The 16,290-nt window shown below is 69.3% G+C and carries 15 protein-coding genes and 2 rRNA genes; 14 read left to right on the top strand and 3 right to left on the bottom strand.

The window, feature by feature from the left end; all coding sequences use genetic code 11:
- Positions 1–1,393, top strand: a 23S ribosomal RNA gene (locus ACFYWJ_RS28140); the annotation flags it as partial.
- Positions 1,394–1,519: 126 nt separating this feature from the next.
- Positions 1,520–1,636: ribosomal RNA gene (gene rrf / locus ACFYWJ_RS28135) — 5S ribosomal RNA — on the top strand.
- Between the two features lie 35 nt (positions 1,637–1,671).
- On the opposite strand, the gene ACFYWJ_RS28130 is transcribed toward rrf, so the two are convergent.
- Entirely contained in the window at positions 1,672–3,711 is a 2,040-nt protein-coding gene (locus tag ACFYWJ_RS28130; protein ID WP_387161475.1) for a hypothetical protein, read from the bottom strand.
- Here ACFYWJ_RS28130 and ACFYWJ_RS28125 point away from each other — a divergent pair.
- From ACFYWJ_RS28125 to recN, 6 genes are all read left to right on the top strand, one after another.
- Positions 3,655–4,272 (top strand): hypothetical protein, encoded by a 618-nt coding sequence (locus tag ACFYWJ_RS28125; RefSeq protein ID WP_378833984.1) that lies wholly within the window; start codon positions 3,655–3,657, stop codon positions 4,270–4,272. The two genes, ACFYWJ_RS28130 and ACFYWJ_RS28125, sit on opposite strands and share 57 nt — an antisense overlap.
- Before the next feature lie 355 nt (positions 4,273–4,627).
- Complete coding sequence (locus ACFYWJ_RS28120) at positions 4,628–5,521, top strand: HAD-IIA family hydrolase (RefSeq protein ID WP_355281027.1); 894 nt, start codon at positions 4,628–4,630, stop codon at positions 5,519–5,521.
- Positions 5,522–5,534: 13 nt separating this feature from the next.
- The gene (locus ACFYWJ_RS28115) at positions 5,535–5,822 is read left to right on the top strand and encodes a hypothetical protein (RefSeq protein ID WP_355281029.1); all 288 of its coding nucleotides are present in this window, start codon (positions 5,535–5,537) and stop codon (positions 5,820–5,822) included.
- Position 5,823: 1 nt separating this feature from the next.
- Positions 5,824–6,645 (top strand): TlyA family RNA methyltransferase, encoded by an 822-nt coding sequence (locus ACFYWJ_RS28110; protein ID WP_355281030.1) that lies wholly within the window; start codon positions 5,824–5,826, stop codon positions 6,643–6,645.
- On the top strand, positions 6,642–7,598 hold the full coding sequence (locus tag ACFYWJ_RS28105) for an NAD kinase (RefSeq protein WP_355281032.1): 957 nt from the start codon (positions 6,642–6,644) through the stop codon (positions 7,596–7,598). The genes ACFYWJ_RS28110 and ACFYWJ_RS28105 overlap by 4 nt, the downstream gene beginning before the upstream one ends.
- Positions 7,576–9,345: a DNA repair protein RecN gene (gene recN, locus ACFYWJ_RS28100; RefSeq protein WP_355281033.1), complete on the top strand. Its 1,770-nt coding sequence runs from the start codon at positions 7,576–7,578 to the stop codon at positions 9,343–9,345. Before ACFYWJ_RS28105 ends, recN begins: the two co-directional genes overlap by 23 nt.
- Before the next feature lie 49 nt (positions 9,346–9,394).
- On the opposite strand, the gene ACFYWJ_RS28095 is transcribed toward recN, so the two are convergent.
- Together ACFYWJ_RS28095 and ACFYWJ_RS28090 are read right to left on the bottom strand one after the other, a co-directional pair.
- The gene (locus ACFYWJ_RS28095; RefSeq protein WP_355281035.1) at positions 9,395–9,814 is read right to left on the bottom strand and encodes an SRPBCC family protein; all 420 of its coding nucleotides are present in this window, start codon (positions 9,812–9,814) and stop codon (positions 9,395–9,397) included.
- Positions 9,815–9,864: 50 nt separating this feature from the next.
- On the bottom strand, positions 9,865–10,299 hold the full coding sequence (locus ACFYWJ_RS28090) for an SgcJ/EcaC family oxidoreductase (protein WP_355281037.1): 435 nt from the start codon (positions 10,297–10,299) through the stop codon (positions 9,865–9,867).
- Positions 10,300–10,412: 113 nt separating this feature from the next.
- Here ACFYWJ_RS28090 and ACFYWJ_RS28085 point away from each other — a divergent pair, with 113 nt between their 5' ends.
- From ACFYWJ_RS28085 to ACFYWJ_RS28060, 6 genes are all read left to right on the top strand, one after another.
- Complete coding sequence (locus tag ACFYWJ_RS28085; protein ID WP_355281039.1) at positions 10,413–10,883, top strand: MarR family transcriptional regulator; 471 nt, start codon at positions 10,413–10,415, stop codon at positions 10,881–10,883.
- Positions 10,884–10,990: 107 nt separating this feature from the next.
- On the top strand, positions 10,991–11,467 hold the full coding sequence (locus tag ACFYWJ_RS28080; RefSeq protein ID WP_355281041.1) for a hypothetical protein: 477 nt from the start codon (positions 10,991–10,993) through the stop codon (positions 11,465–11,467).
- A 119-nt stretch (positions 11,468–11,586) separates the two neighbouring features.
- Complete coding sequence (gene steA, locus ACFYWJ_RS28075; RefSeq protein ID WP_355281043.1) at positions 11,587–12,786, top strand: putative cytokinetic ring protein SteA; 1,200 nt, start codon at positions 11,587–11,589, stop codon at positions 12,784–12,786.
- Entirely contained in the window at positions 12,783–13,724 is a 942-nt protein-coding gene (locus ACFYWJ_RS28070) for a copper transporter (protein ID WP_355281045.1), read from the top strand. The genes steA and ACFYWJ_RS28070 overlap by 4 nt, the downstream gene beginning before the upstream one ends.
- 172 nt (positions 13,725–13,896) lie before the next feature.
- The gene (locus tag ACFYWJ_RS28065) at positions 13,897–15,618 is read left to right on the top strand and encodes a CTP synthase (RefSeq protein ID WP_355281047.1); all 1,722 of its coding nucleotides are present in this window, start codon (positions 13,897–13,899) and stop codon (positions 15,616–15,618) included.
- Between the two features lie 14 nt (positions 15,619–15,632).
- Positions 15,633–16,286, top strand: a complete 654-nt coding sequence (locus ACFYWJ_RS28060) for an NUDIX hydrolase (RefSeq protein ID WP_355281048.1) — start codon at positions 15,633–15,635, stop codon at positions 16,284–16,286.
- The last annotated feature ends 4 nt before the right edge of the window (positions 16,287–16,290 follow it).

Below are 16,290 nucleotides of genomic sequence, written 5' to 3'. Positions count from 1 at the left end.
CATATGGCCTGAGAGGTGATGCGTAGCCGTTGTGGTGAATTCAGTGATCCTATGCTGCCGAGAAAAGCCTCTAGTGAGTTGGTACACGGCCCGTACCCCAAACCGACACAGGTGGTCAGGTAGAGAATACTAAGGCGATCGAGAGAACTGTGGTTAAGGAACTCGGCAAAATGCCCCCGTAACTTCGGGAGAAGGGGGACCACGCCTGGTGATGAGTCTTGCACTCGGAGCTGGGTGGGGTCGCAGAGACCAGAGAGAAGCGACTGTTTACTAAAAACACAGGTCCGTGCGAAGTCGTAAGACGATGTATACGGACTGACGCCTGCCCGGTGCCGGAAGGTTAAGAGGACCGGTTAGCGCTTCGGCGCGAAGCTGAGAATTTAAGCCCCGGTAAACGGCGGTGGTAACTATAACCATCCTAAGGTAGCGAAATTCCTTGTCGGGTAAGTTCCGACCTGCACGAATGGCGTAACGACTTCTCTGCTGTCTCAACCACAGACTCGGCGAAATTGCATTACGAGTAAAGATGCTCGTTACGCGCGGCAGGACGAAAAGACCCCGGGACCTTCACTATAGCTTGGTATTGGTGTTCGGTACGGTTTGTGTAGGATAGGTGGGAGACTGTGAAACTAGCACGCCAGTGTTGGTGGAGTCGTCGTTGAAATACCACTCTGATCGTATTGGACTTCTAACCTCGGACCATGATCTGGTTCAGGGACAGTGCCTGGTGGGTAGTTTAACTGGGGCGGTTGCCTCCCAAAATGTAACGGAGGCGCCCAAAGGTTCCCTCAGCCTGGTTGGCAATCAGGTGTCGAGTGCAAGTGCACAAGGGAGCTTGACTGTGAGAGTGACAGCTCGAGCAGGGACGAAAGTCGGGACTAGTGATCCGGCACCGGCAAGTGGAAGCGGTGTCGCTCAACGGATAAAAGGTACCCCGGGGATAACAGGCTGATCTTCCCCAAGAGTCCATATCGACGGGATGGTTTGGCACCTCGATGTCGGCTCGTCGCATCCTGGGGCTGGAGTAGGTCCCAAGGGTTGGGCTGTTCGCCCATTAAAGCGGCACGCGAGCTGGGTTTAGAACGTCGTGAGACAGTTCGGTCTCTATCCGCCGCGCGCGTTAGAAACTTGAGGAAGGCTGTCCCTAGTACGAGAGGACCGGGACGGACGAACCTCTGGTGTGCCAGTTGTTCCGCCAGGAGCACTGCTGGTTGGCTACGTTCGGAAGGGATAACCGCTGAAAGCATCTAAGCGGGAAGCCTGTTCCAAGATGAGGTTTCTCTCCCACTTGATGGGTTAAGGCCCCCTACAGACCATGGGGTTGATAGGCCGGAACTGGAAGCACAGTAATGTGTGTAGGTGACTGGTACTAATAGGCCGAGGGCTTACTATCGAAGGTGTTACGCGTCCACTGTGCGGTATCTGAAACAACACACAGATCACCGAGAAGACTCTCCGAGTCCGGTCCCGTTGAGGGGCAGGGTTCGGGGTGGCTCTCTGTGTGACAGTTTCATAGTGTTACGGCGGTTATAGCGGTGGGGAAACGCCCGGTCCCATTCCGAACCCGGAAGCTAAGGCCACCTGCGCCGATGGTACTGCACTCGACAGGGTGTGGGAGAGTAGGACACCGCCGGAACATCCTTCGCGATAGGGGACCCAGAATTGGGTCCCCTATCGGCGTTTGTGGGCCGTGACGGCCCCGGCACGCCGGGCGGACGATGCCCCGTCCTCCGCCCGTGGTTGAATTCTTGTAGGCGGGGCCACGACAACACTCCCCGAGGTCGGGGAATCTAGAAAGGGATCGCCGTGTCGGAACACAACGACGGACGGAAGCCTTTCCGCCGGGACGGTGACGCCCGCGGCTTCGGCCGGCGCGGCGAACCGACCGATCGCCCCCGTGGCGGACACGGTGACCACCGTGGCGAAGGCGGCGGATTCCGCCGCAACGACGACAATCGTGGTGGCCGAGGCGGTTCCGAGGGCCAGCGTGGCGGCTTCAACCGCGACGATCGTGGCGGTGACCGTGGCGGTTTCCGGCGCGGCGACAGCGGTGACCGTGGTGGTTACCAGCGTCGCGACGACGCCGGTCGCGGCGGCTCGGGTGACCGGGGCGGCTTCCGGCGCAGCGACGACGACCGCCCCCGTGGTGGTGGCGATCGGGGCGGTTACCAGCGTCGTGACGACGCGGGCCGTGGTGGCTACCCGCGTCGCGACGACAACGACCGTGGCGGTTTCCGGCGTGGCGACAGCGACCGTGGCGGGTACCAGCGTCGTGACGACGCCGGTCGCGGCGGCTCCGGCGATCGTGGTGGCTTCCGTCGCCGTGATGAATCCGACCGTCCCGCAGGTGGTTTCGACCGCGGCGGTGATCGCGGCGGATACCGGCGCAATGACGACGACCGTCCCCGTGGCGGCTCGGACCGTGGCGGCGATCGTGGCGGGTTCCGGCGCAACGAGGGCGACGACCGCTCCCGCGGCGGCTACGACCGCGGCGATCGCGGCGGCTTCCGTCGCGACAACGACGACCGTCCCCGTGGTGGCTCCGGCTTCCGCAGGAACGAAGGCGACGACCGTTCGCGCGGTGGCGGCGATCGCGGCGGGTTCCGGCGCAGCGACAGCGGTGACCGTGGTGGCTACCAGCGTCGCGACGACGCGGGCCGTGGCGGCTCCGGTGACCGGGGCGGCTTCCGGCGCGGTGACGACGACCGTTCGCGTGGCTCCTCCGATCGTGGTGGCTTCCGTCGCAACGAGGGTGACGACCGTTCGCGGGGCGGCTTCGATCGCGGTGGCTTCCGCCGCAACGAGGGCGACGACCGCTCGCGGGGCGGCTCGGACCGTGGTGGCTTCCGGCGCAACGAAGGCGATGATCGCTCGCGGGGCGGCTCCGACCGTGGCGGGTTCCGGCGCAACGAGGGCGGTGGTTTCCGCCGCGACGACAGTGACGATCGTTCGCGTGGTTCCTCGGATCGTGGTGGCTTCCGCCGTGGCGAGGGCTCCGATCGCGGTGGATACCAGCGGCGTGACGACAACGCTCGCGGTCCCCGCCGTGACGACGATCGCGGACGCGGTGGATTCAAGCGTGGTGGCGATTCCGGTGGGAAGCGCTACGTCGGCGAGGACGGCGCACCGCTGGACGGCACGTACCGCGAGAAGCGGCGCGAGCGTGAGGGCGACGTCCTCGGCGTCGTGTCGTCGGCCGCGAACGCCGATGCCGCAGAGAGCGATTCGGCCGACATCGATTCGACGGTGAGCGACGAGAGCGCCGCGTCCATTGAGCAGTTCGACGACACCTCGTCGGCCGAAGATCGCGCCGCGGACGTGGCGGACAGCGATCGGGCGGAGTCCGCGGACGACGACGATCGCGCCGAAGCCATCGAGCGGACCGAGTCCGCCGACGAGCGGACCGACGCGGGCGTCGACGCTCGGGCCGAGTCGGCCGCCGCCGAGTCCGGTGACCGCGACGACGCGGCGGACCGCTCGGATCGTCGTGGCGATTCCGGCTACGGCGCCCGTGGCGGCGACGATCGTGACGACCGGCGTCGTGGCGGCGAGGGTGCCAGGACCGCGGGCGGACGGTCGTCGGACCGGCGCGCCGCGCGTCCGGACGAGCCGGATCTGCCGGAAGACGTGCAGGCCTCCGATCTCGATCCCGCGGTGCGCCGCGATCTGCTCAGCCTGGACAAGAACAACGCCGAGACCGTCGCCCGGCACATGGTAATGGCCGTCGAGCTGCTCGAGGACGATCCCCGCCTCGCGCTGGCCCACGCGCGGGCCGCGCGGCAGCGCGCGGGCCGGATCGCCGTGGTCCGGGAGACCGCGGGCGTGGTGGCCTATCACGCCGAGGAATGGGCGGAAGCGCTCTCCGAGCTGCGTACGGCGCGCCGGATGTCCGGAGGTTCCGGGCTGCTGGCGGTGATGGCGGACTGCGAGCGCGGTCTGGGCAGGCCGGAACGGGCCATCGAGCTCGGCCGCAGTGACGAGGCGCAGGCGCTCACCGGTGACGAGGCCACCGAGCTGCGGATCGTGGTCGCCGGTGCGCGAATGGATCTGGGGCAGTTCGACCAGGCCGTCGTGACACTGCAGACCCCCGATCTGGACCCGGCGCGCACCGGCTCGGCCGCCGCGCGCCTGTTCTACGCCTACGCCGACGCGCTGGTCGCGGCGGGCCGCACCGACGACGGTCTGCAGTGGTTCCTCAATGCCGCCGCCGCCGATCTCGACGATGAGACCGACGCCGAGGACCGCGCCGCGGAACTCACCGGCGACGCGTAATCCGGTACACAACGGCCGCCGGGCCGGGAACCCTCGCAGGTTCCCGGCCCGGCGGCCGTTTCGCGTTCGGGGGTCAGCAGCGGGCCGGTCTCTTTCCAGAACGGGTGCTCGAACGGGCACGTCGGCCACCAGGAACGGCACGAGCAGGATGCGGGGTGATGGGAATCACCGCACCCGGCGACGCGCGCGAGGGCGGGCGCCGAAAAGCGGTACACCGTGCACGGACGGTTTCCGCATGCTCGATCATGAAGGGTGCGAGCGCGATTCGGCGGTTCCGCGGACGCGGATCTGTCGGTGGCCTCGCCTAGGGTCGGCGCAGGTGCTCGGCCCGGCAGTGACGACGGAGTGAGGGTGTGTGAACCGGCTACGCGATCAATACGACGCTTTGCTGCTCGATCTGGACGGAACGCTGTACCGCGGTCCCGAGGTGATCGACGGCGGCCCGAAAGCGCTCGCCCCGGACGGTGAATCGGCGCAGCGGCTGGTCTATGTCACCAACAACGCGGCCCGTGGGCCCGGTCCGGTGGCCGAGCATCTGGCGGAACTGGGTTATCCGGCGACCACCGACGACGTGGTGACCAGCGCGCAGGCCGCGGCCGGGATGCTGGCGCATCGACTGGCTCCCGGTTCCCGCGTGCTCGTCGTCGGCACCGATGATCTGGCCGCCGAGATCACCGCGGTCGGGCTGGAGCCGATCCGGCGCTTCGGCGACACCCCGCCCGACGCCGTCGTGCAGGGACATTCGCCCACCACGGCCTGGCCCGACCTAGCCGAAGCCGCCTACGCGTTGCGGGCGGGCGCGCTGTGGGTCGCCGCCAACACCGATCGCACCCTGCCCAACGAGCGCGGGCTGGCGCCGGGCAACGGCTCGATGGTCGCCGCGCTGCGCACCGCCTCCGACCGGGAGCCGCTGGTCGCGGGCAAGCCGTTCGCACCGCTGATGGAAGACGCGCTGGAGCGGGCGGGCGCCCGGGCCGCGCTGGTCGTCGGCGATCGTCTCGACACCGATATCGAGGGTGCCAACGGGCTCGGGCTCGACTCGCTGCTGGTGCTCACCGGTGTCAGCACGCTGGCGGACGTCCTGATCGCGCCGCCGGCCCAGGTACCCACCTTCATCGCCACCTCGCTCGACGCGCTCAACGACGACATCGTGCCCGAGGCGGTCGCGCCAGCGGCGGTCGCGGAACTGTTGCGACAGCACCCCGGCCGGGCGGTACGCGTGCGCGCAGCCGATTCGGAAATCCGATAGCGTTGACGACACGATGAGTACTCCGAGTTCACCGACGCCCGGCGCGCCGCAGCCACCCCGTCCCGGGATCCCCCTGCCCGGCAGTCACCTGCCCGGTGGTCAGGCGCGGCAGGAACCGGCCGACCCGCATCGGATCAAGGCCGAGGTCGACGCGCTGCTGGCCGAGCTCGGCCAGGTACCGGTCGCGACCGGACCGGCCGAGAACACCGAGACGGGAGCCGACATCACCCGGCGTGCGCGCATTCTCGAGCAGGCGCACGACGTGCTGGTGGACGCCCTGGCGACAGTGGACAAGATCTGAGGTGGCCAGGCGAGCGCGTGTGGACGCCGAACTGGTTCGCCGGGGATTGGCGCGATCGCGAGAACACGCGGTCGAGCTGATCAGCGCGGGCCGCGTCCTGATTGCCGGCACCGTCGCCGTGAAACCGGCGACGGCGGTGGAGACCGGAACCCCGCTGATCGTGCGGGAGGAACCCGACGAGGTGTCGTGGGCGTCGCGCGGGGCGCACAAGCTGCTCGGCGCGCTCGAGGCGTTCGAGCCGCAGGGTCTCAGCGTCGCGGGCAAGCGCTGCCTGGACGCGGGCGCGTCGACCGGTGGATTCACCGATGTGCTGCTCTCGCGCGGCGCGAAGGAGGTGGCGGCGGTCGACGTCGGGTACGGCCAGCTGATCTGGCGGTTGCAGAACGACGACCGGGTCCAGGTGTACGACCGCACCAACGTGCGCAACATCACCCCCGAGATCATCGGCGGCACAGTCGAATCCGTCGTCGGTGACCTGTCGTTCATCTCGCTGGGCCTGGTGCTGCCCGCGCTCGCCGCGTGTGCCGCCGACGGCGCCGATCTGCTGCCGATGGTGAAGCCGCAGTTCGAGGTCGGCAAGGAGCGGGTCGGTTCCGGCGGTGTCGTGCGCGATCCTGCCCTGCGCGCCGAGGTGGTGGGCGAGGTGGCCGCCGCGGCGGGCGCGCTCGGGCTGCGGACCCAGGGTGTCGTCGCCAGCCCGCTGCCCGGTCCGTCGGGCAATGTCGAGTACTTCCTGTGGCTGCGCAAGGTCGGCCCGTTCGACTACGACGCCGCGGCGGTGGCAGCGCTGGTCGCCCGCGCGGTCGAGGAAGGTCCCCAGTGAACACGCACGACGACGGCAGGGAGATCCTGCTCGTCGCCCATCCCGGTCGCGCGGAGATCATCGAGACCGCGCACCGGGTGGCGAAGATCTTCGCCGAGGCGGGCATCTGCCTGCGGGTGCTGGCCGACGAGGCCGACAGTACCCGGTTCGAGAACGAGCCCGCCGGTTACCCGGTGCGGGTGGTGCCGCACAGCCCCTCCGCGGCGATCGGCTGCGAGATGGTGCTCGCGCTCGGCGGCGACGGCACCTTCCTGCGCGCCGCCGAACTCGGCCGCCCGTCCGGGGTGCCGGTCCTCGGCATCAACCTGGGCCGCATCGGTTTCCTCACCGAGGCCGAGGCCGAGCATCTCGACGAGGCGCTGGCCCAGGTGGTCGACCGCGACTACCGCGTGGAAGACCGGATGACCATCGACGTCACCGTCCGCGTCGACGACTCGATCGTCGAACGTGGGTGGGCGCTCAACGAGGCCAGCCTCGAGAACGCCCAGCGCATGGGCGTGCTCGAAGTGGTGCTCGAGGTCGACGGCAGGCCCGTGTCGTCGTTCGGCTGCGACGGCATCCTCATCTCCACCCCCACCGGGTCGACGGCCTACGCGTTCTCGGCGGGCGGGCCGGTGGTGTGGCCGGAACTCGAAGCGATGCTGGTCATCCCGAGCAACGCGCACGCGCTGTTCGCGCGGCCGCTGGTGACGAGCCCGGAATCGTTGATCGCGGTGGAGACGGTGGCGACCGGGCACGACGCGATCGTGTTCCTCGACGGCAGGCGCACCCTGGCGCTGCCGCGCGGCGGCCGCGCCGAAGTGGTCCGCGGCGAACGACCGGTGCGGTGGGTGCGGCTGGATTCCGCGCCGTTCGCCGACCGGATGGTGCGGAAGTTCCAGCTGCCGGTCACCGGCTGGCGGGGTAGACAGCGAACGGAGAACAGCCGCGATGCTGACAGAGATCAGGATTGACGGACTCGGCGTCATCTCGACGGCCACCGCGCAGTTCCATGCGGGCCTGACCGTCCTCACCGGTGAGACCGGTGCGGGCAAGACGATGGTGGTCACCAGCCTGCATCTGCTCAGCGGCGCCCGCGCCGACGCCGGGCGAGTGCGGCTCGGGGCGGCCAAGGCCGTGGTCGAGGGGCGATTCGTCATCGACGACGTCAACGACGCGGCCCGCACGGCCGTCGGCGAGGTGCTGGAATCGGCCGCCGCCGAGGCCGACGAGGACGGCAGCGTGATCGCGGTCCGCACCGTCAACAGCGACGGGCGCTCCCGCGCGCACCTGGGCGGCCGCGGCGTGCCCGCCGCGGTGCTCGGCGAGTTCACCTCCCGGCTGCTGACCGTGCACGGCCAGAACGACCAGCTGCGGCTGCAGCGGCCCGAGCAGCAGCTCGCCGCGCTCGACCAGTTCGCGGGCGACGGCGTCGCCGGGCTGCTGCGCAAGTACCAGGTGCATCGCCGGACGTGGCTCGACGCCCGCGCGGAACTGCTGGAGCGGACCGCGCGCAGCCGGGAGCTGGCGCTCGAGGCCGACCGGCTCAAGCATTCGCTGGCCGAGATCGACGGCATCGCACCGGAACCCGGTGAGGACACCCGGCTCGTCGCCGAGATCCGCAGGCTCAGCGATCTGGATTCACTGCGCGAGGCCGCGGTCGCCGCGCACGAGGCGCTGTCCGGTCCGGCCGACTCCGCCGCCGACGGTGGCGGCGTGCTCGATCTGCTCGGCGGTGCGCGGGCCCGGCTGGATTCCGCCGACGACCCGGGGCTGACCGCGCTCGCGCCGCGGCTGGGCGAGGCGATCGCGGTGGTCGTCGATGTGACCACCGAACTCAGCGGCTATCTCTCGGAACTGCCGTCGGACCCGGGCGCGCTCGACTCGATGCTCACCCGCCAGGCCGAACTGAAGTCGCTGACCCGCAAGTACGCCCCCGACATCGACGGCGTGATCGCCTGGGCCGACGAGTCCCGCGCGCGCCTGGATTCGCTGGACGTATCCGAGGACGCGCTGGCCAAACTGGCCGGCGAGGTGGAGACCGCGGCGGGCAAGGTGCGCGAGGCCGCGCGCAAACTCAGCGCGGCGCGCGCGAAGACCGCGGGCAAGCTGGCCTCGGCGGTGAGCACCGAACTCGGCGGGCTGGCGATGGGGAAGGCCCGGCTCGAGGTGCAGGTGCGGCAGCTGCCTGCGAACGCGCAGGACTCGGCGCCGATCGAGATCGACGGTGCGCGGCTGCACGCCGGGTCGCACGGGGTGGACGAGGTGGAGTTCCGGCTCTCGGCCCATTCCGGCGCGCAGTCGCTGCCGTTGAGCAAGAGCGCCTCCGGCGGTGAGCTCTCGCGGGTGATGCTCGCGCTCGAGGTGGTGCTGGCCGGCTCGGATCACGGCGCGACGATGGTGTTCGACGAGGTCGACGCCGGGGTCGGCGGCCGGGCGGCGGTGGAGATCGGCAAGCGGCTGGCGCGCCTGGCGCGCACCCATCAGGTGATCGTGGTGACCCACCTGCCGCAGGTGGCGGCCTTCGCCGACACCCACCTGGTGGTGAACAAGTCCGACGACGGTAAAGGCAAGGTGGACAGCGGAGTTCGCACACTGACCGACGACGAGCGGGTGGTCGAACTGGCGCGCATGCTCGCGGGCCTCGACGACACCGAGACCGGCCGCGCGCACGCGGAGGAACTGCTGGAGACCGCGCGCGCGGAGCGCACGCCGGCCTGATCGCGCGGGTGGCGTCGCCCGCGCGAGACGCGGGCGACGTCGACGCGATCTACTTCAGGGCTTTGCGGACGCCGCCGATGAGCTGGTTGGTCAGCTGACGCAGGCCGAATTCGAGGACCGGCGCGGGCACGGGGAGCGACGGCTCGGACTCCATCGTGTAGACCACCCGGGTGCCGCCGGAGCTGGTGTCGGCGAAGGTGATGATGCCGACGTGGCGCTTGACCGGCGCGCCCTTGACGATCTTGTACTCCATCCGCTCGCCGGGGACCAGCGCGGTGATCTCCTCGGTGACGCCCGCCTTGCCGAAGCCGAGCACGTGCTGTGCGCCGACGCCGGTGGCCGGGTCGCCCTGCTTGATCAGTTTGACCTGGATCGGCAGGTAGGGGCTGACGGCCTCACGCTCGGTGAAAAGGCGGTAGACGATGTCACGAGGTGCGTCGAAAACCGTCTCGACGGTGCTGCGGGGCATGGATGGTCTCCTGTCCGAGGTATCTGTGACCCGCAGCATACGGGTAGATCTCAGCCCCGCTCCGACCTGGCCGCCATCGCATCGAAGAACCAGTGGTATTTCGTGTTGTGGAACGCGGCGAAGCGCCACGCGCCGTCCTGGCGAACCGCGACATAGATGTTGTCCTTGGTGTTGCGCCAGGTGCGCGTGCGCTTGCCCTTGACCACCGCGCCCCGGCCGTCGACGACCGCGACATCGGGGGTGAGGAAGCGCAGCCGGGTGATCTCGCCGTCGAGCCGGGTGTTCTTCAGGTGGGTGGCGAACAGGTCGGCGTGACAGGACTCGATGGCGTCGCGGCCGGTGTAGTGGCGGCCGAACCAGGTGACGTATTCGGCGTCGTCGGTGAACGCGGCGGCGAACGCGCGCGCGTCACCGGCGGCCCAGGCGTCGCTCGTCGCCGTGAACAGGGCGCGGATCGCGCTGTCGTCGGATCGGGTCTCGGTCATGACGTCCTCCGGAAACTAGGATCGATCGGTCAGAGGTCGATCCGGGAAGTAGTGTCTTCGGTAATTATCTTACCTAGGAAGATGATTACGGCCGAGTGGAAGGTTGTCAAGAGATGTCCGACAGGAGGGCCGAGCTCGCGGCCGCGTTGACGGTCGCCGCGCAGCGCAGCGCGACCGACGGCGTGATGCTGCACCAGGCCGTCGCCGACAAGCTCGGTCTGCACGTCACCGACCTGCGCTGCCTGAACATGTTGCGGCTGGGCGGGCCGGCGACCGCGGGAGAGCTGGCCGCGCAGACCGCGCTCACCACCGGCGCGGTGACCAAGATGGTCGACCGGCTGCTGGCCGCGGGATATGTGCGCCGGGAACACGATGTCGCGGATCGGCGGCGGGTGATCGTCACGGCGATCCCGGCGCGCATCGACGAGATCGCCCCGCACTACGAGCTGCTCGCGCGCAGCTTCGCCGCCGCGCTCGACGACTACTCCGACGAGCAGCTCGCCCTGGTGCTCGACCTGTTCGATCGCCTGCACGCCACGTCGCTCGAGGTCGCCGGGAAGTTGCGGGAGAACGACGAGGCGTAACCCTCGCGCGGCGACGTCCGACATACTGACCGGAGATCGTTGGTTAGCCGAACTTTGTGGATTGTCCCCGCCCCGGCGGTGGGCCGACCGAGAGGAAGCGCGAGACGATGCGATGGATCAGCAGGATCGGCGGAACGGCCGCGGTCGCCGCGGCGGCAGTGCTCGGCGCGACCGGCCTCGCCGCCGCCGAGCCGGTGACCACCACATTCCCCGGGGCCGCGGCCCTGTGGGGCTGGAGTATGAACGGACCCGGCACCGACCATGTCACCGTCACGGCGACGACGGGTGAGCAGCCGGGGCAGACGTCCTTCGGTGTCACCGCCGTGCTGCCCTACAAGGGCGACGGTTCCCCGTGGTTGCGGGCCCGCGTGCAGTGGCTGAACGTGACCACCGGCGAATCGGGGATCGCCGACGTTCCCTACATCCACCCGTGTACCGATCCCGCGCAGTGTCCGGTCGGTCCCGTCACGGTGCGCACCGGCGCGGGTCAGGTCGTCGCCGGTGTCTACTCGGTGTCCGTCGGCGGCGATATCGGTCCGAGCGTGACCGTGCTGCCCGGCTACGGCACCTTCCAGGCTCGCTGAGCCCCCGCTCGGCGACGATGCCGGCGGGTTGCTGTGTTCGAGGATCACAGTGACGAATGTGACCGGTGATTCGGCGCGCCTCCACCAAAGGTTGAGGGTTTGCCCGCATCATCGGCCACATGAAGATGCCGGCGTTGTTGTCGAGGAACACGGAAACGCTGCCCGGTGTCACCGGGATCGCTCGGGTGGATCGCAACACCCGGCGATTGCTGCGGCGCGTCGGTCCCGGGGATGTCGTGGTCCTCGACGAGACCGACCTGGACCGCCACACCGCCGACCGGCTGGTCGAGGCGGGCGTCGTCGCGGTGATCAACACCTCGCCGTCGATCTCCGGCCGCTATCCCAATCTCGGCCCGGAAGTGCTGGTGGCCAACGGGATCGTGCTGATGGACGCGGTGTCGGCCGACGCCTTCGGCAAGATCAAGGACGGCATGAAGGTCCGCATCGACGAGGGCATCGTCTACGCGGACAAGCTGACCAAGAAGGAACCCGAGGTCCTGGTCGAGGGCATCGAGTTCGACGAGTCGGCCATCGCCGACCGGATGATCGAGGCACGCAACGGCCTGGCCGATCACCTCGACGCGTTCGCGGGCAACACCACCGAGTTCGTCCGCACCGAGAGCGCGCTGCTCATCGACGGCATCGGTGTCCCCGATATCGAGCTGGAGCTGCGCAATCGGCACGTGGTCGTCGTCGCCGACGGGTCGGGGCACCAGGAGGAACTCCAGCGGCTCAAGCCGTTCATCAAGGAGTACGCGCCGATCCTGATCGGTGTCGGCCGGGGCGCCGACACCCTGCGCAAGCTCAAGTACAAGCCGGATCTGATCGTCGGCGATCCCGACGAGATCAGCACCGAGACCCTGCGATCCGGCGCCGAGATGATCCTGCCCGCCGACACCGACGGGCACGCCAAGGGCCTCGAGCGCATCCAGGACCTCGGCATCGGGGCGACCACGTTCCCCTCGTCGGGCTCGCCGACCGATCTGGCGCTGATGCTGGCCGATCATCACGGCGCGTCGCTGATCGTGCTGGCCGGCGCGCCCGCCTCGCTGGAGGACTTCTTCGATCGCGGTCGCCGTGACAGCAATCCGGCGACCTTCCTGACCCGGCTCAAGGTCGGCGCGAAACTCGTCGACGCCAAGGCGGTCTCCACGCTGTACCGGCAGCGGTCCTCCGGCGCCGCGCTGGCGCTGGTGGTGCTGGCGGCACTGGTCGCGATCGTGGTGGTGATCCTGGCCTCGCACAACGGATCCGAGGTGCTGGACTGGGCCGTCGAGTACTGGAACCGCTTCGTCCTGTGGGTGCGTGGTCTGCTGTGATCTCGCTGCGTCACCATGCCATCTCGATCGCCGCGATCTTCCTCGCCCTGGCCGTCGGGGTGGTGCTCGGCTCGCAGACCCTGGCCTCGGACATGCTGTCCGGGCTGCGGTCGGACAAGGACGACCTGCGCGGCCAGGTCGACGCGCTGAGCGCGCAGAACGACCAGCTCACCGCCCGCCTCGACGCCGCCGACCGCTTCATCGCCGACTCCTCGGGCAGGCTGCTCGGCGGCACCCTGGCCGACCGCAGCGTCGTCGTGTTCACCACGCCCGACGCCGATCCCGGCGACATCGACGGGGTGAGCAGGGCGCTCGAGATCGCGGGCGCGCAGGTGACCGGCCGGATCGCGCTCACCGACGCCTTCGTCGACGCGGGGGAGGGCGACCGGATGCGCTCGGCCCTGACCAATATCGTCCCCGCAGGCGCGCAGCTGCGGACCGGCGCCGTCGACCAGGGCAGCATGGCGGGCGACCTGCTCGGCCTGACCCTGCTGCTCGACCCGGCGACCAACCAGCCGCGCAGTACCGCCCCCGAACTCGCCCTGGTCCTGGAGACCTTGCGCGGTGGCGGTTTCCTCGCCTACGGCGACACTCCCGTGCGACCCGCGCAACTCGCCGTCGTGGTCACCGGCAACGGTGTCGCATCCGACAGTGGGCAGGGCGCGACTATCGCCCGCTTCACCGGCGCGGTCCGGGCCAGGGCGGCGGGCACGGTGCTCGCCGGCCGCGCCGGAGCCGCCGAGGGCAACGCCGCCATCGCCCACGTCCGGGCCCAGGCACCGCTGGCGACCACGGTCACCACCGTCGACAACGTCGACCGCGAAATCGGCAGGGTCACAACAGCTCTCGCCTTCACCGAACAACTCTCCGGCGGCGCGGGCCGCTACGGCACGGGCCCGACGGCCACCTCGCTGACGATGGTCGCCATGCCTCGCTGACAGTCGCCGTCGCGAACCGTCGAGACGACTGATTTCCGGAGAACATGGGTAACTCGCCGGGTACGCCCAGGACTCGCCGACCGCAGCACCGCCGGCCCGACAGCCAACACGCCCCGCCGCTAACGACCCGCTAAATACGCGGAGAGGCGGGCTGCTGTTACTCTGGAGTTCCGTGGGTCAAACACGGAATCAGGCTCGAAATGCCACCAAGCACATCTTCGTGAGCGGTGGTGTCGCCTCCTCTTTGGGTAAGGGTCTCACCGCCTCCAGCCTCGGTCAGTTGCTGACCGCGCGCGGCATGCGGGTGACGATGCAGAAACTCGACCCGTATCTGAACGTCGATCCGGGCACCATGAACCCGTTCCAGCACGGCGAGGTGTTCGTCACCGAAGACGGCGCCGAGACCGACCTGGATGTCGGCCACTACGAGCGGTTCCTCGATCGCGACCTATCCAAGGACGCGAACGTGACTACCGGGCAGATCTATTCGACGGTCATCGCCAAGGAGCGCCGCGGCGAGTACCTGGGCGACACGGTCCAGGTCATCCCGCACATCACCGACGAGATCAAGAACCGCATCATGGCGATGCAGGGTCCCGATCTCGAGGGCCAGGTGCCGGATGTGGTGATCACCGAGATCGGCGGCACCGTCGGTGACATCGAGTCGCAGCCGTTCCTCGAGGCGGCGCGCCAGATCCGCCACGACGTCGGCCGCGACAACGTGTTCTTCCTGCACGTGTCGCTGGTGCCGTACCTGGCGCCCTCGGGCGAGCTCAAGACCAAGCCGACGCAGCACTCGGTGGCCGCGCTGCGCAACATCGGCATCCAGCCCGACGCGCTGATCCTGCGCTGCGACCGCGAGGTGCCGCAGGGGCTCAAGAACAAGATCGCGCTGATGTGTGACGTCGACGTGGAGGCGTGCATCTCCACCCCGGACGCGCCGTCGATCTACGACATCCCGAAGGTGCTGCACAGCGAGGGCCTCGATGCCTACGTGGTGCGCAAGCTCGGCCTGCCGTTCCGCGACGTGGACTGGGCCGTGTGGGGCGACCTGCTCGACCGCGTGCACTCCCCGCGCGAGACCGTCGAGGTGGCGCTGGTCGGCAAGTACGTCGACCTGCCCGACGCCTACCTGTCGGTGACCGAGGCGCTGCGCGCCGGTGGCTTCGCGCACCGCTCGAAGGTGAACATCCGCTGGGTGCCCTCCGACGAGTGCGAGACCGAGGCGGGCGCCCAGGCGGCGCTGCGCGACGTCGACGCGGTGCTGATCCCCGGTGGTTTCGGTATCCGCGGCATCGAGGGCAAGCTCGGCGCCATCCGGTACGCCCGGCACCGCGGAATCCCGCTGCTCGGCCTGTGCCTCGGCCTGCAGTGCGTGGTCATCGAAGCGGCGCGCTCGGTCGGCATCGACGACGCCAACTCGGCCGAGTTCGAGCCCGACACGAAGAACCCGGTCATCTCGACCATGGCCGACCAGGAAGACGTCGTCGCCGGCGAGGCTGATCTGGGCGGCACCATGCGCCTGGGCGCCTACCCGGCCACCTTGCAGAAGGGCTCGGTCGTCGCGCAGGCGTACGGCTCCGAGCACGTCTCCGAGCGGCACCGGCACCGGTTCGAGGTGAACAACGCCTACCGCGACGCCATCGCCAAGAGCGGGCTCGTGTTCTCGGGCACCTCGCCCGACGGGCACCTAGTGGAGTTCGTGGAGTACCCGGCCTCGGTGCATCCGTTCTTCGTCGCCACCCAGGCGCACCCGGAGCTCAAGAGCCGTCCGACCAGGCCGCATCCGCTGTTCGCCGCGCTGATCAACGCGGCGTTGAAATACAAACTGGCCGAACGCCTTCCCGTAGACTTCCCGGAGGAAGAGCTCGCGGAGCAGGCCGCGGATCTCTGAGAGAGAGCAGCGACGTGAGCCAGCCCGGTAGTCATGACTTCGAGACGGTCGCCAGCCGGGTGCTCTACAGCGGCGCGATCCTGGCCCTGCGCCAGGATCAGGTCGCGATGCCGGACGGACGGGTCGCCGAACGTGAGGTCATCGAGCACCACGGCGCGGTCGCGGTGCTCGCGCTCGACGCGGACGGCGACGTCGTCCTGATCCGCCAGTACCGGCATCCGATCGGTACCCGGCTGCTCGAACTGCCCGCCGGGCTGCTCGACATCGACGGCGAGGACCCGCTCACCGCGGCCAAGCGCGAGCTGGCCGAGGAGACGGGCCTGGCCGCCGCCGAGTGGTCGGTGCTGGTGGACGTCGCGTTGTCGCCGGGCTTCACAGACGAGGCGCTGCGGGTGTTCTTCGCGACCGGGCTCACCGCCACCGACCGGCCGGAGCCGGAGCACGAGGAGGCCGATCTCGAGCTGGTCCGGATGCCGGTCGCCGAGGCGGTCCGCGCGGCGCTGGCCGGGGAGATCGTGAACGCGACGGCGGTCGCCGGGGTGCTCGCGTACGCGGCGGCCGCGGCGGGCACCGTGCCGCTACGCCCGGCCGACGCGCCGTGGCCGGGTCAGCCGACGGCGTTCCTGCGGCGCAAGGCCGCCGAGGCGCGCGCCGGAAGCGAATCGTGACAGT

Source organism: Nocardia sp. NPDC003269 (genome assembly GCF_042888005.1).
Lineage (GTDB): Bacteria > Actinomycetota > Actinomycetes > Mycobacteriales > Mycobacteriaceae > Nocardia.
The sequence above is the reverse complement of the archived record's forward strand: the minus strand, read 5'-3'. Positions and strand labels throughout refer to the sequence as shown.